Raw genomic sequence first — 17751 nt, forward strand, 5'->3', positions numbered from 1 at the left:
ATTACATTTATCTTTAGACTATAAAACACCAAATATGGTATATCAATTATCAGCCTAAAAATCAATTTTAACCTGTAGCCATATTTCAGGACAAGACAACTCAAAAATCCCAAAACTAAAATTTAGTTTTGGGATTTAATATTTTGTATAAATAGTATTACATACGCTCAGGAACTGCAATACCCAATAACTTAAATGCATTTTTAATAGTATTACCAACAGACTTGGATAATTGCACTCTAAAGGCTATTGAGTTTTCATCGTCGTTACCCATTACAATTGGCAAGTTTTGAAAAAATGAATTATAGTCTTTTACCAAATCGTAAGTATAATTAGCAATTAATGCAGGACTGTGGTTATCTGCTGCATTTTGAATAACTTCAGGAAACAACTGTAATTGTTTTAATAATGTTTTTTCTTTTTCGTGAAGCACTATAGAGTTATCTACTGCATTTAAAGAAACATTAGAACTCTTTTCTGCTTTGCGCAGTATAGATTGTATTCTAGCGTAAGTATATTGTATAAATGGTCCTGTATTACCTTGAAAATCTATAGACTCTTTAGGATCGAAAAGAATACGTTTTTTAGGATCTACTTTTAATATATAATATTTTAATGCACCTAAACCAATAGTTTTATAAAGTTCGCTCTTTTCTTGGTCGTTATAAACATCAAGCTTTCCTAACTCTTCAGATATTTCTTGTGCTGTAGTTGTCATGTCTGCAATTAAATCGTCTGCATCAACAACAGTACCTTCTCTACTTTTCATTTTTCCGCTAGGTAAATCTACCATTCCATAACTTAAATGAAATAGGTTTTTTGCCCAATCGAATCCTAATTTTTTCAGTATTAAAAATAACACTTGAAAATGGTAATCTTGCTCGTTTCCTACTGTATAAACCATACCTCCAACATCTGGAAAATCTTTTATACGTTGTATTGCTGTGCCAATATCTTGAGTCATGTAAACTGCTGTACCATCGCTACGAAGCACTATTTTTTCGTCTAAACCATCATCGGTTAAATCGCACCAAACAGAACCGTCTTCTTTTTTAAAGAAAACACCAGTTTTTAAACCTTCGTCTACAAACTCTTTTCCTAATAAATAGGTTTCACTTTCATAATATAGGGTATCGAAATCAACACCAAGATTTTTATAAGTAACATCAAAACCAGCATAAACCCATTGGTTCATGGTTTTCCAAAGTGCTACTACTTCTTTATCTCCTGCTTCCCATTTTTGAAGCATTTGTTGAGCTTCAATTAAAATAGGTGCTTGTTTTTTTGCTTCGTCTTCTGTTTTACCTTCTGCTATTAATACTGCAATTTCTTTTTTGTATTCTTGGTCGAATTTAACATAGTAGTTACCAACTAATTTATCACCTTTTAAACCTGTAGATTCTGGAGTTTCACTATTACCATAACGCTGCCAAGCCAACATACTTTTACAAATATGAATACCACGATCGTTAATTATCTGTGTCTTATAAACTTTTTTACCAGATGCTTTAACAATTTCTGCAACACTATAACCCAAAAGATTATTACGTATATGTCCTAAGTGCAAAGGTTTATTAGTGTTTGGCGAAGAATATTCTACCATTACAGAATTCTCTTCAGGTTTTGGCGTCTTTAAACCAAATTGGTCTTCCGCTTTTACAGAGTTAAAGAAAGTGATGTAATGCGCATCGTTTATTTCAACATTTAAAAAACCTTTTACAACATTAAAAGCTTTAACTTCTTCAACATTCTCTACTAAAAACGCACCAATAGCTTCACCTATTTGCACTGGATTTCCTTTTACAACGCGTAACATTGGAAACACAACTATTGTAATATCTCCAGCAAACTCTTTGCGTGTAGCTTGAAATTCTACAGTTTCTAAATTGGCTTTATAGACTGTGTTAAAAGCTTGTTTTACTGCTTGCGTTAATGTTAATTGAAGACTCATTTATAGTGCTGATTTTAGAGCGACAAATATAGCATTTATTGCCTTAATTTAATTATTATCTCTTGTTTTATCTATTTTGATTAATACAGAAAGTTAATCTTATTTTTACATCTAAAACTTATAAAATTGTATCTGTTTAATAAGTTTTAGATGGTGAGAAATGACACTATGTATTCCATCAAAAAACCGAATATTTTTGTATTAGTTTTCTTGTTTACCGACAAATAACACTGTAGTAATTTATCATTCTCACTTCATCTAATATATTGACATTAAAACCTATAAATTAGTATAATAGCTAGCTTTTTCTAACTTTTGATATGCTACATACCAATTATAAACTTAAAATATTGAATTAATTTATTTTTATATTTTGTAATAAAAAATCTACAAATTTATAAAAATCTTTAATTTCCTATTGCTCCCTTGCAATAATTATTTATGAAAAGACTGATTGTTCTTTTTTGTTTTCTTATCTCCTTAACTGTTTTTTCGCAAGATGAAGCACTAGAAACATTGCGTATTGAATTAACTTTTCAGAATCCTGATACTACAAAAGTTAAAACATCTTTAAAAATTATAAACATTCTTTACTCTACTGGAGAATACGAAAGCGCCTTAAAATACATCAAAGGAGCAGAGACACTATCTGAAAATTTAAACTACCAAAAAGGCATTGCAGACATTACCTATTATAAAGGATTAATTTATAATAAAAAAGAGGATTATATTAATGCATCAACTCAATTCGATAAAGCAAAAAATCTCTTTTCTACTCTAAAAGATTCACTTTCTATAGCTAAAGTTAAAAACCAGTTAAGCGTAATAGAAATAAAACGTGGTAATTACAAACAAGGCTTAAAATATGCTCATGAAGGCATAGCCGAATTAGAGAAAAGAGAACTTTTTGACGATTTAGCAATTGCTTACAGAAGTTTAGCAAAAGCATACCAAAAAACTGGTGTTGTTGAGAAAGCTATAGATTATAATTTAAAAAGCTTAGAAACTCAAGAACGTATTAATGATGTTAATGGCATAGTTGAAAGTAATATAAATTTAGCACAATTATGCCTTGAAAGAAACGACTATAAAAGAACGATACGCTATTATGAAAATGCACTTAATTACATTGAAAACGACAACCAAGAACTAAAAGCAAATATTTTTCCAGATTTAGGTGGAGCTTATATAAAAACTAAAGACTTAAAAACTGCTGCAGACTATTTAGTTGAAGGTATAAAGCTAAATAGAAAATTAAAGAACGACAATGGAATATTAAAATCTTTAAATAGTCTTGCCGAAATAAATTTAATTAAGAAGAATTATAAAACTGCTGAAAAACAATTACTAGAAGCAGCAAATTTAGGAAGACAAAACGATGATAAGCTTGAGTTATTAAAAAACTATAAGCTAATGAAAACCATAGATTCGACTAAAGGTAATTTTGAAAGCGCCTTTGGTTGGCAAAGAGAATACTACAAAATAAGAACAAGTCTTGATGCTCAAAAACTAAAAGATAATGCGCTTGCTTTTGAAATAGAACATATTAATAATGCTGAAACGGAACCATTACCTATAATTAACGATACTATAATTGTTCCTGTTGACAATATTGAAAGCAAAGAGAAACTAGATCGCTTAAAACTTATTTTCTATGCTGTATTAGCTGCTTTTGCAGTAGTACTAGTATTCTTTGTTTTATTTTATTTAAAACGTAAAAACGGAGCAAAATACACGAAAGAATTAGAAGACAAAAACCAAAAAATAGAGTTGCAAAACGAAGCTATTTTAGAGCAAACAAAACACCTAGAAAGCATTAACAATGTTAAAGACAAGTTGTTTTCTATTGTTTCTCACGATTTAAAAGATTCGTTAACATCTACAAAAGGCTTTATAGATTTACTTAAAGATGGTCAATTATCTCAAGAAGAGTTTCATACCTTATTACCAGAACTAAGTGAAAATGCTAACAACGCATCGCTTTTACTCTTTAACTTATTAAACTGGTCTAAGTCACAAATGCAGTCTTTAGAGCCAAAACCGTCCTTATTTAATGTACAGGAAGTATTTCACGAAAAAATTAAACTAGTAGAGCAAAAAATGCAAATTAAAGGTATTGCATTAATCGATAAAACTCTAAAGGATTTTGTTTATGCAGATAGAAGTATGTTAGAAATTATTATCCAAAACCTATTAGCAAATGCTGTTAAATTTTGTAAAAAAGGAGATACTATAACAATATCTAACAGAATTAGTAATGGTAATGCAGTAATTAACGTAGCAGATTCTGGTGTTGGTATCACTGTAGAAAACCAACATAAATTATTTGGTAGTACTACGTTTAGTACAGTAGGTACAGGAAACGAAAAAGGCACAGGTTTAGGCTTAACAATTTGTAGAGAATTGGTAGAACTAAATCAAGGTCGTATTTGGGTAGATAGCGAACTTAATGTAGGCAGCACCTTTTTTGTAGAACTACCTAAAACTAGAGTTGAAAACCCTGTAAACGCTTGAACTAAGCCTTTGGTAGAAACACCTCAGCCATCATACAGCGTGCGCTCCCACCACCACAAGCCTCAATAGTATCTAAAGAACTAGATAATATCTCACAATGTTTTTCTATTGTATTAATTTGAGATTGAGTTAACGAATTGTAAGCCGCTTGACTCATTATTACATACAACTTATCATCTTTACCTTTTACTTGTAACATGTTACCAGCAAAATTATTGACTTGCGCTTCGGTAATTTTTATTATTTCCTTACCATCCTCTATAAGATTCTTGATAACGTTTTTACGTTCTTTTTTATCATCTATAGTATCCAAACAAATAACTGCAAAGGTTTCTGCCAAACACATCATTACATTTGTATGGTAAATAGCTTCTCGTTTACCATTTACAGTTTGGTTTGCTGTAAAAACAACTGGAGTGTATTCAAAATCTTCGCAAAACTCGATAAACAATGTTTCGTCTGCTCGTGGAGATAATGCACAATAAGCTTTTCTATTAACTCTATCTAAAAGTAAACTTCCTGTACCTTCTAAAAACACATCCTCTTCTTCTGCAGTTGTATAATCTACTATGTTGTTTATTTTAAAACCTTCGTTTTCTAAAACGTTTAAAACATCTTCTCTTCTTTCTTGTCTTCTATTTTCTGCAAACATAGGATACAAACCTACAGTGCCATTCTCATGAAAAGAGATCCAATTGTTTGGAAAAATTGAATCTGGTGTATCAAATTCTTTTGTGTCTTGTACAACAATTACATTTATTCCTACTGCTCTTAATTTATCTACATAAACATCAAATTCTTGCTGCGCTTTTGTGTTTACCGTTTCTGGTAATGTATTATCTAGTACTTTTTGATAATAGTTATTTACAGCTGTTTGCTCGTTCATTCTAAAACCGATTGGACGAATCATTAAAATAGTATTTGTAGTTTGTTGCATTGTGTATTGTGTATTGTTCTGAAATGTAAAAATAGAAAATATTAATCTATCAAAATAGTTAAATTACTTCCACTTAATATTACAACCAATACTTGGCTTTTGGTTTTCTAAAGGTGCTTCATTATTTAAAACTGCATCAATAGCTTTTCTTAGTGCATCACCAGAAACTGGAATGCCGTTTCCAGGTCTAGAGCTATCCAACTGTCCATGATAAGTAGCTTTCAAATCTGCATTAAAAACATAAAAATCTGGAGTACATGCAGCATCATAAGCTTTGGCTACTTCTTGAGTTGCATCAAACAAATAAGGAAAAGGATACTTTAAATTTGTAGCAACCTGCTTCATTAATTCTGGTCTATCTTGTGGGTAATTATTAATATCGTTACTACTAATTGCTACAAAGCCAATACCTTTATTTAAGTAAGTGTTAGCCACTTTAACCAGTTGCATATTTACATGAACTACAAACGGACAATGGTTACATATAAACATAACAACAGTTCCTTTATCTCCTTTAAGATCTTGCAAGTTTATTGTTTTTCCAGTAACAACGTCTTGAAGTGAAAACTCTGGTGCAAGTGTTCCGTTTTCGAAACTATTAGATTCTGTTAGTGCCATGATTATCTGCTTTTAATATTGAATTTAAAACTATACAAAAATTTAACGTTAAACAACAATAAAACCGCATAAAAAACCAAAAAAACAAATTTAACAGCTTTTTTACCTATTAAATGCATATTTATTAGATTATGTGATAAATATTTAGTTAATTAGTAGAGATTAATAGCAACCCTTAAAATATCCCTTAAACATGAAGTATACCCTTATACTCCTATGTCTTTACTGTACGACAATTCTTTCTGCTCAAAACAGCGACAGTAACTCATTGAAAGTCACACGTTACAAACTACATCCAACAGAATTAAATATTCAAAATGATGTTGGAGCTGAAAAAATAAATCTTAAAATTTATTATCTAAAAGAAGGAGATATTAATGCAGATTATGCATTTTTTAAACCTAAGAAAAATGAAATTTTGTTTTTCTACGGAAATGATTCTGCAACCAACACGTCACAAATGTACTTTAAGGTTCACGATAACCTAAAGCATGTTTATAAGCAAAAAGATTTTGATAAGCTTATAAAACTAGTTGAAGTTTTAGAATACAATGTGTTTCACAGTGAAGTTAACTTTTCTAGTATGGATGCCTATAATGCTTTAGCTGAATTATAAAAAGGAGTCTTAGCTTATTTAACAACTTCAGCAAACAAATCGAAATCTGCAGCTTCAGTAACTTTTACTGTTGCAAACTCGCCTGTTTTTAAATACGTAGTCGTTGCATTTATTAACACTTCGTTATCTACATCTGGAGAGTCAAACTCTGTTCTACCAACAAAGTACTCACCTTCTTTTCTATCGATAACTACTTTAAAAACCTGTCCTATTTTTTCTTGATTAAGTTCCCAAGAAATTTGAGACTGAATCTCCATAATTTCGTTAGCACGATCTTGCTTTACGTCTTGAGGCACATCGTCCACCAAATTAAAAGCATGTGTGTTTTCTTCGTGAGAATATGTAAAACAACCTAAACGCTCGAAACGCATCTCGCGAACCCATTCTCTAAGCTCTTCAAAATGCTCTTGTGTTTCTCCTGGATAACCAACAATTAAAGTGGTACGAATTGTCATTTCTGGCACTTTCGCTCTAAACTCTTTTAATAGTTTAGTCGTTTTTTCATGGGTAGTACCACGACGCATACTTTTTAAAAGTTCGTCGTTTATGTGTTGTAATGGAATATCTAAATAGTTACAAACCTTTGGTTCTTTATTCATAACATCAAGCACATCCATAGGAAAACCTGTTGGAAATGCATAATGTAAACGTATCCATTCTATACCTTCTACTTTAACAAGGTTTTCAAGTAATTCTGCTAGATTACGCTTCTTATATAAATCTAATCCGTAGTATGTTAAATCTTGAGCAATAAGCACCAATTCTTTAACACCATTTGCTGCTAATTTTTCTGCTTCAATAACTAAATGCTCAATTGGTTTACTTTTATGTTTTCCACGCATTAATGGTATTGCACAAAAACTACATGGTCTATCGCAACCTTCAGCAATCTTTAAATAAGCATAATTTTTAGGTGTTGTTGTTAAACGTTCTCCTATTAATTCATGTTTATAATCTGCACCTAGAGCTTTTAATAAGCCTGGTAATTCTGTTGTTCCAAAATATTGATCGACATTAGGTATTTGCTCTTGTAAGTCTGGTTTATACCTTTCAGAAAGACATCCTGTAACAAATACTTTGTCTACATCACCATCTTCTTTTTTCTGCATGTATTCCAAAATGGTGTTCACACTTTCCTCTTTGGCATTATTAATAAAACCACAAGTATTAATCACAACAATATTCCCTTCCTCTTCATGTACAACATCTTTACCACTAGCTTTTAGTTGTCCCATTAACACCTCGCTGTCGTAAACATTTTTACTACAACCTAGTGTTATCACGTTGATTCTGTTCTTTTTAAGTGACTTTGTACGCATATCTCAATTTTGGACTGCAAAGATACGTAATGATTGGAGATTGACAGTCGCTGAATTTCTATTTATATATTAATTATAATTTGAAGGTGCAATGCGTGCTTTAGATGCTTGCTCATAAATATAAGCCCAATTTAAAATATCTAATTCTTTTAGTGGAGATGCAATAAATGTAATGCCTTTTGGCTCTCCAACACTTGTATAACCCATTGGAACAGTCATTGCTGGATATTCGGCTACTGCAGCAGAAGCAGCGTGATAATTATTTATGGATAAAAAGCCATCAAGATTATTGGCCTTCATTGGAATATTAAAAAACTGTTCTCCATTTTTTTTAAGCTTAGTTTTAATTTTTGAAAACTCTTCAACAGAACTTTTGTCTTCAGCGACACCTTTAAACAAAGCTTGACCATAAGGTGAGCGCAATAGAGAATCTTGATTGTTATAATTAATAATATCTTCAACAGATTTAAAAGTAATATTAGAATTTGCAAAATCTGATAAATATTTAGGTAAATCTTCCTGCATATCAAGATTTAATAACCTTACAAAATCTGGCAATTCCACTTTTGGCTCTTCAATTTCAACTATAATTGCTCCTTTTTCTTTTAATACTTTAATAGCATTTACATATAATGAATCTTCTAAAAGACGCTTGTAAGCACCAAAACGTTTTCCTTTTAAATTTGAATTATTAAAATTAATCTTATAATAATTATTAGACCATTTGGTAACTATTGATTTATTATCTCTAATATCATTACCAAACATGGCATCTAGCATTATAGCATTATCTGTTACGTTTTTAGTTATTGGACCCGAAGTATCTAAAGTTGAAGAAATAGGAATAATACCACTACGACTTAATAAGCCAATTGTTGGCTTTAAACCAACAACAGAGTTTTGACTTGCTGGAGATAATATTGAGCCAGCAGTTTCACTTCCAACTGCAGCAACACAAAAATTAGCAGCGACTGAAACACCACTTCCTGAACTTGATCCGCCAGTATCTATTACACGTCTTCCATAAGGGTTTAATGTTTGTCCGCCAACTGCACTGTAACCACTTGGGCATTCACCACAAAAGAAATAAGCCCATTCACTTAGGTTTGCCTTTCCTAAAATTATTGCACCACTTTCTTTTAACTTCTTTACAACAAAAGCATCATCTGTTACATTATTAGCTAATGCAATTGCACCAGCTGTAGTAGGCATTCCAGAAGCGTTAATATTATCTTTTAAAAGAATTGGCATACCAAAAACAGGATGCTTTAGTTTTTTATTTAAAAACTCTTGGTCTTTACTTTTTGCTTCTTCAATTACATTTGGATTGATTGCTATTACAGAATTTAATGACAATTTATTTTCTCTGTCATATTTTCTAATTCTAAATAAATAAAATTTAGTAAGCTTTAAATAAGTAAGCTTTCCACTGATAATATGTTTTTGAAGTCTAGCAATTTCTTGTTCTAAAATTAATGGTTTTAAAGCTTCATAATCTTCTTGTTCAAAATCTTCAAGAGACTTGTTTAAATCACTCCAAATAACATTGTTTTTTAGGTATTTAGAATCTAACACCTTAAAATCTCTAAAGTCTTTGGTTTCTATTGCGCTTAAATCTGTTTCAGATTCTTTAACTATTTCATTACTATTAGATTGTTTGTTATTTTTACAACTACTTAAAACCACTAGTATAATTATTAAGTGTATAATATATTTTTTCATGAATTATAATTTGATATTAAATGTACAAAACTGAATTTAATTACACTTCTTTTTAAACCATTTCGGATTTTTTAAGTCATAATTAATATTTAAAACATATATGAAAACAAAATTTTTATTGTTGATTGCTTTTATTTTTTTGAATTGTTCTTCGGAAAATACTGATGATCCAACACAAATCATTCCTGAAGATTCATCTTTGTACTTTCCTCCTATCAATAGTGAAGATTGGGAAACTAAGTCAATAAGTGATTTAAATTGGAATGAAATCGAGCTACAATCACTTTTAAATTTTTTAGACGAAAAAAACACAAAAAGCTTTATAGTACTACATAATGGTAAAATAGTAATAGAAAACTACTTTAATAGTCATGATGCAAATACACCTTGGTATTGGGCTAGTGCTGGAAAAACATTAACCTCTACAATTGTAGGAATTGCACAAGATGAAAATTTAATAAACATTAATAATAAGGTTTCAGATTATATCGGTACTGGTTGGACAAGTATTCCACTAGAAAAAGAAAATTTAATAACGTGTAAAAGTCTGTTATCAATGACTTCTGGATTAGATGATGCTTTAGGTGATGGTATTTCTGCAGAAGACCTACTATACAACTCAGATGCAGGAGAACGTTGGGCTTATCATGATGTGTTTTTAAAATTACATGACATTGTTTCTTCAGCAAGCAATCAAACTTGGACCAACTATTTTAATACCAATTTAAAAAACAGAATAGGTATGTCTGGTGCTTGGGTTCCGTTTGGAAACACAAATATATATTGGAGTACAACTCGAAGTATGGCACGCTTTGGATTACTTGCATCTACAAATGGAAAATGGGAAGAAACACAAATAATATCTGAAATTTTTTTAAATGAAGCCACAAATACATCACAGAGTATTAATGATGCTTATGGTTACTTGTGGTGGTTAAATGGAAAGTCAACATATCATTTACCACAAAGTCAATTTGAGTTTCAAGGTGAATTAATACCGAATGCTCCAAACGATATGTATTGTGCTTTAGGAAAAAACGATCAAAAAATATATGTTGTTCCTAGTAGAAATTTAGTTATTATAAGAATGGGAGAAGCTGCTAGTGATGAAAACTTTGCATTATCATCTTTTGATAATGATTTATGGGAGAAAATTAATTTATTAATTAATTAATTGCACTCTTCAAATGCTACTATTTTTTTTGTACTAAACTAAATACAATAAGGTTATTGATAGCAATTACATCATTAAACATTACTCTAAATATAGACTTATCAATTTGGTAGTTATCTTTAAAATAATTTAAACAGGATTACTTTCTATTTTATATGAAAATTTTAACATTCTCCAATTGTTTGGATATTTTTATAGACGAAAGTGCTGAATAAGTTTTTTGAAATTTTGATTAGTAAGACCATGTTAAAATTGTATGGCTGATAATAATTATTCTATATTATTCGCAAAGAATATTATAATCATCAACTATTTGCAGTAAAATCAAATTCTTGATAAATATCACTTTCAATATAATCGACCACTGTATTACAATCAGAAAAATATTTGATAAGAATATTTTTAAATGTTTTTATTTCACTATTCCGTGTGAACTCTGATTGATAGTTTGCATCTATATACGTAGCTCTTTCTTCTCCTTTTCTAATGAGGTAATAAATTTTATGGTTTTTTGTTTCATCAGAACTAGAAATATTCCCATTATTATACACCCTATTTGTAGATATTGTACTGACGTATAATTTTACTTTTTCATTTATAATTATTTTAAGTAGTTTCTTTTTTAGTCCTATTGAAACATACTCATAGAAGCCAACGTTTGGATTAGTAGTATAAAAGAAAACCTTATTAACCGTATCACTTCCAAATTTTTGCTTTTTAGATTTTCTATCTTTTTTAAAATGAAGCTTTGAAGATCCTAAGCCTGTTGTTATTTTCATTAGCCCTTTTAAAGTCTCTCCATTTTTTAAAACCAATTTACCACGTGTCCAATTCGTCTGTCCGAAAGAGATCGAAAAGATAAATAATAGAATAACTGTAAATAGTTTAATTTTCATTAAAACAACTTACTACTTAAAGAAAGAATCCACAAACTCATGTTTATTAAAAACCTGTAGGTCTTCAATACCTTCACCAACACCAATATATTTTACTGGAATTTTAAATTGATCGCTAATACCAATAACAACACCACCTTTTGCAGTTCCATCTAATTTAGTAACTGCAAGCGAAGTAACTTCTGTTGCTGCTGTAAACTGTTTTGCTTGCTCGAATGCATTTTGCCCAGTTGAGCCATCTAAAACTAATAAAACATCGTGTGGTGCATCTCCAATTACTTTTTGCATAACACGCTTTACTTTAGTTAACTCATTCATTAAATTAACTTTATTATGCAAACGTCCAGCAGTATCTATAATAATAACATCTGCATCTTGTTTAACTCCAGATTCTAAAGCATCGAAAGCAACACTTGCAGGATCACTTCCCATATCTTGTCTTACCATTGACACATCTACTCTATCTGCCCAAACTTGTAATTGTTCTATAGCTGCTGCTCTAAAGGTATCTGCTGCACCTAAAACTACATTTAACCCTTGCTTTTTAAATTGGTATGCTAGCTTACCAATAGTTGTTGTTTTACCAACACCATTAACACCAACGACCATTAATACGTAAGGTGTTTTTGTTCCGTTCTCTTGTTTTGGTAATTCAGGAATAGTATATTCTGTGTCTTCTCCTGAATTCGTTTCGCTTAATAAGTTTGCTATTTCTTCGCGAAGGATTTTATTTAATTCATCCGTTCCTAAGTACTTATCCTTAGCAACACGTTCTTCTATTCGCGTAATTACCTTAAGCGTAGTATTTACACCAACGTCACTAGACACTAAAACCTCTTCAAGGTTATCTAAGACATCTTCATCTACCTTAGACTTTCCTGCAACTGCTTTACTTAGTTTACCTAAAAAGCTAGTACTTGTTTTCTCTAAACCTTTGTCTAAAGTTTCCTTTTTTTCTGAAGAGAATATTTTTTTAAAAAAACTCATGTGTTGTTTCCTTATTGTTATGTTGTTCAATAATATAATAACAATAGTTAAGCCTTTTTATATAAGACTGCTACATTGTCATTATAATGAAATGTAAATATAAAACAAAAGCCACTTTCTAAAAGAAAGCAGCTTTAAAATATTGTAAAATTAGTATTACTTATTTCTTGTTTAAAAAATCGTTTACTAAATCTGGTGCCATAATTTTTTCAACAAACATGTAAGCTCCTGTTTTTGGAGACTTTTCCATTCTGATTGCTTTAGATAATCTTTTTGACGATGTCTGTAAAGACGCTACGGTTTTCTTTGCCATGTTGCTCTATAATGTGTTATTTGACATTTTACTTAAGTAAAATATCTAATTATTTAATTTCTTTATGAACAGTCATTTTCTTCAAGATTGGATTAAATTTCTTAATTTCCATTCTATCTGGTGTGTTCTTTTTATTCTTAGTTGTAATATAACGAGAAGTTCCTGGTTGTCCAGATTCTTTGTGCTCTGTGCACTCTAATATTACTTGTACTCTGTTTCCTCTTTTTGCCATTTTCTTATTACTTTATAGCTTGGCTATTATTTATAAAACCCTTTAGCTTTTGCTTCTTTTAACATTGCTTCTATACCAATCTTGTTGATTGTTTTTAAAGCAGAAGTAGAAACTTTTAAAGTTACCCACTTATCTTCTCCAGGTATAAAAAAACGTTTTTTGATTAAATTTGCATCAAATGTACGTTTAGTCCTATTCTTTGCATGCGATACGTTGTTTCCAACCATTGCTTTCTTTCCTGTAAGTTCACAAACTCTTGACATTACTTATAACTTTAAATTGTTATTAAAATTCGAGGTGCAAATATAGTAATTTTTTTAGTATTGACAATCTGTTTTTTTATCAATTTTTAAAAATTTCTTTTTTAAACAGTTCTAATGCTTTATTTACGGCCTTGATTATTACTCTTGTTCGGTTATTTCCGAGTTCAAATTTTTGAGAAAACACATGGTTTTCGCTAGCAATTGCTATATAAACTGTACCTATTTCTGCATCTGCATCTCCTTTATCTGGTCCTGCATTTCCTGTTGTAGAAATTGCATAGTCAGATTTGTATAATTTTCTACATTGTATGGCCATTGCTTCTGCAACTTCTGCACTAACTACAGAATAGTCATTGATTATAGATTCTAAAACATTTAAAATATCTGTTTTAGTTTGTGTTGCATAGGTTACTGTTCCGCCTTTAAAATAAGACGATGCTCCTGGATGTTGTGTAAATGTTTGAGTTAACTTTCCACCTGTACAACTTTCTGCTAAGGACAATGTTTTATTTAATCTTGTAAGCTCTCTTGCTATTAAAACTTCTAAATCTCCATCGTCTTCAAATCCTGTAAACACGTCTTCTATTAAAGGTAAAACGATTTTAATTTGGTTTTCTATTTCGGTGTTTAAAAGTTGCTCATCGAATCCTTTTCCCGAAAGTCTTAGTCTTACTTTTCCTAAATTAGGCAAGTATGCTAATTTTATATGTTTTGGTAAGTTATCTTCCCAATCTTCAATTTTTGCAGCTATCATGCTTTCTCCCATACCATAAGTAAGAAGTGTTTTGTGCATTATAAATGGCCTTTTGTATTTTATTTTTAACTTAGGAAGTACTTGTTCCTGCATTAATGCTTTCATTTCAAAAGGCACTCCTGGCATTGACACAAAAACTTTATTGTCTTTTTCAATCCACATACCTGGAGCACTACCAACTAAGTTCATTAGCACTTTTGCTTTAGATGGTATAAACGCTTGATCTAAATTTACTTGCTGAATTGGCTTTTTAACATAGTCTCTCCATAAGCGTTTTATATTCTCTGTAACAGATGCGTCTCTAACTAAAGTATCGTTAAAATAATCGCAAATGGTATGTTTTGTAATATCGTCTTTTGTTGGACCTAAACCACCTGTAACAATAATAATATCTGCATTAGCCTCGGCTTCTGCCAAAGCTTTTAAGATATGTTGCTTATCGTCTTGTATTGAAGTTATTTGGTAAACAGATACACCTATACTATTAAGTGCTTTACCAATAAACGCCGAGTTAGTGTCTACAATTTGACCAATGAGAATTTCGTCTCCAATGGTAATAATTTCGGCTTGCATATTTTTAATACGTTATAAATTAAAATCAGACTTGATTTCGCTTGAAGCATTATCTATAGCTTTTAAAACGACTGCTAGTTGAGCAGAAACATCATCTCCTGTTTTTTCAAACTTTCCCCAATTTTGAATTTCAATTAATTTATCGAGTACACCTAATTCGAAAACATCGATTGTGGGTTTCATTTTATGTGCAGTTTGGTAGGTTTGAAGAAAATTACCACTCTCTACGGCTTGTTTTAAAACTATAGCATCTGCAGGTACTTCTTCCAAAAAAGTTTCTGCTAAAGCCAAGATAAATTCCTCGTCATTATCTGCTAATTCTCTTAATCTGTGTAATTTATAGTTTACTTCCATTTATTTTACTGTTATAGAAAACAACTGCTTATCTTCTATGAATCCTTTTAACTTATCGTTTGTAAGTACCTTGCCAACTCCAGCTGGAGTTCCTGTAAATATAATATCTCCAATCTTTAAAGTAAAATATTTTGACACATATTCGATAATTTCATCAATTTTCCACAACATTAGGCTTGTATTTCCTTGTTGAACTTGTATATCATTCTTTTTTAAACTAAAATCTAAATTATTTAAATCTTTAAATTCTGCTTTTGGTAACCAATCACCAATTACTGCTGCTCCATCAAAAGCTTTAGCCTTTTCCCAAGGTAAGCCTTTTGCTTTTAATTGCGCTTGTAAATCGCGTGCAGTAAAGTCTATACCTAATCCTATTTCGTTATAATATTTGTGTGCAAATTTTTTATCTATATATTTTCCTACTCGGTTTATTTTTACCAAAACTTCAACTTCATGATGCACATCGTTTGAAAATTCTGGAATAAAAAACGGTTGTTTTTTTAATAAAATAGCTGTGTCTGGCTTTAAAAACACCACAGGATCTGTTGGCTTTTCGTTTTCCAACTCTTTAATATGCTCTGTGTAGTTTCTTCCTATGCAGATTAGTTTCATTGACAACTTATTTGTCATTCCTGCGTAAGCAGAAATCTTATTAATATTATCTCATTTTAAAATTGGATTCCTGCTTTCGCAGGAATGACAGAGAAATTATATCTTATTATTAAAAGCCCTTAATTTAATAGCTGTCAACACTTTTTTAGTATATAAGGGAAAATCTGCATTTAAAAGCCAACCAAAATAACCTGGCTCTTTCTCTAAAACGTCTAGTACTTTTTTGTTTTTATGTTTCCCAAAAGAAAAACACTCTTCGCCATCTTCATTATAATTTATAAAGCCTGCAAAATCGGCAAACTTTTTATGCGAACTAAATTCTGCTAAATATTTGGTGTCATTTTCTAAATCCTCGTAACGGTCTAATTGTGCTTTTAAAACCTCGTAAGTTGCAAGAGTATCAGCTTCAGCAGTATGTGCATTTTCTAAACTTTTATCGCAGTAGAATTTGTATGCTGCACCAAGTGTTCGCTTTTCCATTTTATGAAAAATAGTTTGCACATCTACAGCAACGCGACCTTTCATATCAAAATCCATATCTGCACGCAGCATTTCTTCGGCTAATAATGGAATATCGAAACGGTTAGAGTTAAAGCCTGCTAAATCACAATCTTTAGTCATTAAACTTATTTCTTTAGCTAAATCTTTAAAAGTTGGTTCGTTTGCCACACGCTCATCTGTTACTCCATGAATAAGCGATACTTCTGGAGGTATTGGCATTTCTGGATTTACCAGCCACGTTTTACTTTCTTTGTTTCCGTTTGGAAACACCTTTAAAATAGAAATTTCTACAACACGATCTTTAGAAATATTAATTCCCGTTGTTTCTAAATCGAAAAAGCAAATAGGTTTTGTGAGATTTAATTGCATTTAATTTTTAATTTTGAACCAAAACATGGTACGGTTTGTGCAAATATAAATGTATTATGTTATTTTTACTTTAATATCAATTATAAATATGAAGACATACCTTACCTTAATAGCTTTCCTATTATTTACAATAAACAGTTTTGCTCAAAACGACCATGAATTTGTTAAACTTTCTGAAGAAAAAAAAGGCAAACGTTTAACACTCTATGCAACAAATACAGATTCTATTTCTTATGATATTTTCATGAAAATAGAGACTAAAGACTATAGACGCAGTAGCAATAGACCTATTATTAGAAACATAGCTGCAAATAGTAAGATTAAATTAATGACGCTAATACAACTAGCAGAAACCGAAGGCAACTATAATTCTGTTTTTGTGGTTAATGAAGTTGCTTATACTCTAGACATTAATAAAGACCATGAAGGTTTAGATTTTAAATTAGACAGAGCTATTAAAGATAAAAAAGTGGTGCTTTTTACCAAAGACGACTGTGTTATTTGCCCAGATACTAAACGAATTCTTGAGAATAATAAAATTGCTTACACAGAATATAAAATAGACAAAGACAGCACAAACTACCTTAAAATAATTAAAGAGTTTAAAGCTGATAAAAAAAACCGTTTCGAAAACAGAATTCCAGTTTTAAAAGTTGGTGATAAAGTGTATAATAACATAAAAAGTACTGAAGATTTTGTTGGTGCTTTGCGTGAGGCTTTTAATTAAAGTAGACTTGACATTCTAAAAAAATAGACGACCTTCGTTTAATCTCGAAATATCGAGAATAAAAACATTGACAATAGTTTTAAAACATGAAAATAAAAATTCTAAAATCAAATATCCAACTTGAAAACGACAGAGTCCTACTTCTTCCTTTTACAGATGTAAGAAACGAAGAGCTTAAAGACATAATATTCGATAGAGAAATTTGGGAATTTATGGGATCGAACATAAATAACGAACAAGGTTTAAAAAACTATATCGCAAAAACAATTAAGGACAAAAACAACCGTTTGTGCTATCCTTTTTTAATTATTGATAAAGA

18 protein-coding genes and 1 pseudogene are annotated in these 17751 nt (G+C 30.5%); 5 read left to right on the forward strand and 14 right to left on the reverse strand.

The features are described 5' to 3' along the window. Window positions 1-157: 157 nt before the first annotated feature. The gene (gene argS, locus Q0C58_RS06190; protein ID WP_290698881.1) at window positions 158-1951 is read right to left on the reverse strand and encodes an arginine--tRNA ligase; all 1794 of its coding nucleotides are present in this window, start codon (window positions 1949-1951) and stop codon (window positions 158-160) included. Between the two features lie 441 nt (window positions 1952-2392). On the opposite strand from argS, the gene Q0C58_RS06195 reads away from it, so the two are divergent. Then, window positions 2393-4465, forward strand: coding sequence for a tetratricopeptide repeat-containing sensor histidine kinase (locus tag Q0C58_RS06195; protein WP_290698883.1), 2073 nt, complete (start codon window positions 2393-2395; stop codon window positions 4463-4465). 1 nt (window position 4466) lies between these two features. Here the strand turns inward: Q0C58_RS06195 and ctlX are convergent, their stop codons facing one another. Together ctlX and Q0C58_RS06205 are read right to left on the reverse strand one after the other, a co-directional pair. Next, the gene (gene ctlX / locus Q0C58_RS06200; RefSeq protein WP_290698885.1) at window positions 4467-5402 is read right to left on the reverse strand and encodes a citrulline utilization hydrolase CtlX; all 936 of its coding nucleotides are present in this window, start codon (window positions 5400-5402) and stop codon (window positions 4467-4469) included. A gap of 63 nt (window positions 5403-5465) precedes the next feature. Beyond that, complete coding sequence (locus Q0C58_RS06205; protein ID WP_290698887.1) at window positions 5466-6020, reverse strand: thioredoxin family protein; 555 nt, start codon at window positions 6018-6020, stop codon at window positions 5466-5468. A gap of 268 nt (window positions 6021-6288) precedes the next feature. On the opposite strand from Q0C58_RS06205, the gene Q0C58_RS06210 reads away from it, so the two are divergent. Next, window positions 6289-6636, forward strand: coding sequence for a hypothetical protein (locus tag Q0C58_RS06210; protein ID WP_290698889.1), 348 nt, complete (start codon window positions 6289-6291; stop codon window positions 6634-6636). A gap of 14 nt (window positions 6637-6650) precedes the next feature. Here Q0C58_RS06210 and rimO read toward each other — a convergent pair whose 3' ends face one another. Further along, window positions 6651-7955 carry a 30S ribosomal protein S12 methylthiotransferase RimO gene (gene rimO, locus Q0C58_RS06215; RefSeq protein WP_290698891.1) on the reverse strand — a complete coding sequence of 435 codons (1305 nt, stop codon included), beginning with the start codon at window positions 7953-7955 and terminating at the stop codon, window positions 6651-6653. A 69-nt stretch (window positions 7956-8024) separates the two neighbouring features. Next, window positions 8025-9677, reverse strand: coding sequence for an amidase family protein (locus tag Q0C58_RS06220; protein ID WP_290698893.1), 1653 nt, complete (start codon window positions 9675-9677; stop codon window positions 8025-8027). Between the two features lie 100 nt (window positions 9678-9777). Between Q0C58_RS06220 and Q0C58_RS06225 the strand changes: the two genes are divergently transcribed. Beyond that, window positions 9778-10851, forward strand: a complete 1074-nt coding sequence (locus Q0C58_RS06225) for a serine hydrolase (RefSeq protein WP_290698895.1) — start codon at window positions 9778-9780, stop codon at window positions 10849-10851. A 305-nt stretch (window positions 10852-11156) separates the two neighbouring features. Here Q0C58_RS06225 and Q0C58_RS06230 read toward each other — a convergent pair whose 3' ends face one another. From Q0C58_RS06230 to Q0C58_RS06270, 9 genes are all read right to left on the reverse strand, one after another. Continuing rightward, the gene (locus Q0C58_RS06230) at window positions 11157-11747 is read right to left on the reverse strand and encodes a hypothetical protein (protein WP_290698896.1); all 591 of its coding nucleotides are present in this window, start codon (window positions 11745-11747) and stop codon (window positions 11157-11159) included. A 12-nt stretch (window positions 11748-11759) separates the two neighbouring features. Beyond that, window positions 11760-12734 carry a signal recognition particle-docking protein FtsY gene (ftsY, locus tag Q0C58_RS06235; RefSeq protein ID WP_290698897.1) on the reverse strand — a complete coding sequence of 325 codons (975 nt, stop codon included), beginning with the start codon at window positions 12732-12734 and terminating at the stop codon, window positions 11760-11762. A 160-nt stretch (window positions 12735-12894) separates the two neighbouring features. Then, the gene (locus Q0C58_RS06240; RefSeq protein ID WP_083477141.1) at window positions 12895-13047 is read right to left on the reverse strand and encodes a DUF4295 domain-containing protein; all 153 of its coding nucleotides are present in this window, start codon (window positions 13045-13047) and stop codon (window positions 12895-12897) included. Window positions 13048-13096: 49 nt separating this feature from the next. Further along, window positions 13097-13279, reverse strand: coding sequence for a 50S ribosomal protein L33 (gene rpmG, locus Q0C58_RS06245; protein WP_055435478.1), 183 nt, complete (start codon window positions 13277-13279; stop codon window positions 13097-13099). A 26-nt stretch (window positions 13280-13305) separates the two neighbouring features. Then, window positions 13306-13542: a 50S ribosomal protein L28 gene (gene rpmB / locus Q0C58_RS06250; RefSeq protein WP_290698902.1), complete on the reverse strand. Its 237-nt coding sequence runs from the start codon at window positions 13540-13542 to the stop codon at window positions 13306-13308. A gap of 79 nt (window positions 13543-13621) precedes the next feature. Next, the gene (locus Q0C58_RS06255; RefSeq protein WP_290698904.1) at window positions 13622-14869 is read right to left on the reverse strand and encodes a CinA family nicotinamide mononucleotide deamidase-related protein; all 1248 of its coding nucleotides are present in this window, start codon (window positions 14867-14869) and stop codon (window positions 13622-13624) included. Window positions 14870-14881: 12 nt separating this feature from the next. After that, the gene (locus tag Q0C58_RS06260; RefSeq protein ID WP_290698906.1) at window positions 14882-15223 is read right to left on the reverse strand and encodes an Hpt domain-containing protein; all 342 of its coding nucleotides are present in this window, start codon (window positions 15221-15223) and stop codon (window positions 14882-14884) included. Then, window positions 15224-15835, reverse strand: a complete 612-nt coding sequence (locus tag Q0C58_RS06265) for a fumarylacetoacetate hydrolase family protein (protein WP_290698908.1) — start codon at window positions 15833-15835, stop codon at window positions 15224-15226. Window positions 15836-15931: 96 nt separating this feature from the next. Then, the gene (locus Q0C58_RS06270) at window positions 15932-16705 is read right to left on the reverse strand and encodes a 3'-5' exonuclease (RefSeq protein WP_290698910.1); all 774 of its coding nucleotides are present in this window, start codon (window positions 16703-16705) and stop codon (window positions 15932-15934) included. An 88-nt stretch (window positions 16706-16793) separates the two neighbouring features. Here Q0C58_RS06270 and Q0C58_RS06275 point away from each other — a divergent pair, with 88 nt between their 5' ends. Then, window positions 16794-17432, forward strand: a complete 639-nt coding sequence (locus tag Q0C58_RS06275; RefSeq protein WP_290698912.1) for a glutaredoxin domain-containing protein — start codon at window positions 16794-16796, stop codon at window positions 17430-17432. Window positions 17433-17518: 86 nt separating this feature from the next. Next, window positions 17519-17751 (forward strand): annotated as a pseudogene (locus Q0C58_RS06280) (N-acetyltransferase); the annotation flags it as partial.

This window comes from Lacinutrix sp. (assembly GCF_023299985.1).
GTDB lineage: Bacteria > Bacteroidota > Bacteroidia > Flavobacteriales > Flavobacteriaceae > Lacinutrix.

Bases quoted from the DNA above. Each gene is read 5' to 3' on its own strand.
- Q0C58_RS06240 (WP_083477141.1), bottom strand. From the start codon at position 13,047: ATGGCAAAGAAAACCGTAGCGTCTTTACAGACATCGTCAAAAAGATTA.
- Q0C58_RS06275 (WP_290698912.1), top strand. From the start codon at position 16,794: ATGAAGACATACCTTACCTTAATAGCTTTCCTATTATTTACAATAAAC.
- Q0C58_RS06225 (WP_290698895.1), top strand. From the start codon at position 9,778: ATGAAAACAAAATTTTTATTGTTGATTGCTTTTATTTTTTTGAATTGT.
- argS (WP_290698881.1), bottom strand. From the start codon at position 1,951: ATGAGTCTTCAATTAACATTAACGCAAGCAGTAAAACAAGCTTTTAAC.
- ctlX (WP_290698885.1), bottom strand. From the start codon at position 5,402: ATGCAACAAACTACAAATACTATTTTAATGATTCGTCCAATCGGTTTT.
- Q0C58_RS06205 (WP_290698887.1), bottom strand. From the start codon at position 6,020: ATGGCACTAACAGAATCTAATAGTTTCGAAAACGGAACACTTGCACCA.
- rpmB (WP_290698902.1), bottom strand. From the start codon at position 13,542: ATGTCAAGAGTTTGTGAACTTACAGGAAAGAAAGCAATGGTTGGAAAC.
- Q0C58_RS06255 (WP_290698904.1), bottom strand. From the start codon at position 14,869: ATGCAAGCCGAAATTATTACCATTGGAGACGAAATTCTCATTGGTCAA.
- Q0C58_RS06270 (WP_290698910.1), bottom strand. From the start codon at position 16,705: ATGCAATTAAATCTCACAAAACCTATTTGCTTTTTCGATTTAGAAACA.
- Q0C58_RS06265 (WP_290698908.1), bottom strand. From the start codon at position 15,835: ATGAAACTAATCTGCATAGGAAGAAACTACACAGAGCATATTAAAGAG.
- Q0C58_RS06195 (WP_290698883.1), top strand. From the start codon at position 2,393: ATGAAAAGACTGATTGTTCTTTTTTGTTTTCTTATCTCCTTAACTGTT.
- Q0C58_RS06220 (WP_290698893.1), bottom strand. From the start codon at position 9,677: ATGAAAAAATATATTATACACTTAATAATTATACTAGTGGTTTTAAGT.
- ftsY (WP_290698897.1), bottom strand. From the start codon at position 12,734: ATGAGTTTTTTTAAAAAAATATTCTCTTCAGAAAAAAAGGAAACTTTA.
- rpmG (WP_055435478.1), bottom strand. From the start codon at position 13,279: ATGGCAAAAAGAGGAAACAGAGTACAAGTAATATTAGAGTGCACAGAG.
- Q0C58_RS06230 (WP_290698896.1), bottom strand. From the start codon at position 11,747: ATGAAAATTAAACTATTTACAGTTATTCTATTATTTATCTTTTCGATC.
- rimO (WP_290698891.1), bottom strand. From the start codon at position 7,955: ATGCGTACAAAGTCACTTAAAAAGAACAGAATCAACGTGATAACACTA.
- Q0C58_RS06260 (WP_290698906.1), bottom strand. From the start codon at position 15,223: ATGGAAGTAAACTATAAATTACACAGATTAAGAGAATTAGCAGATAAT.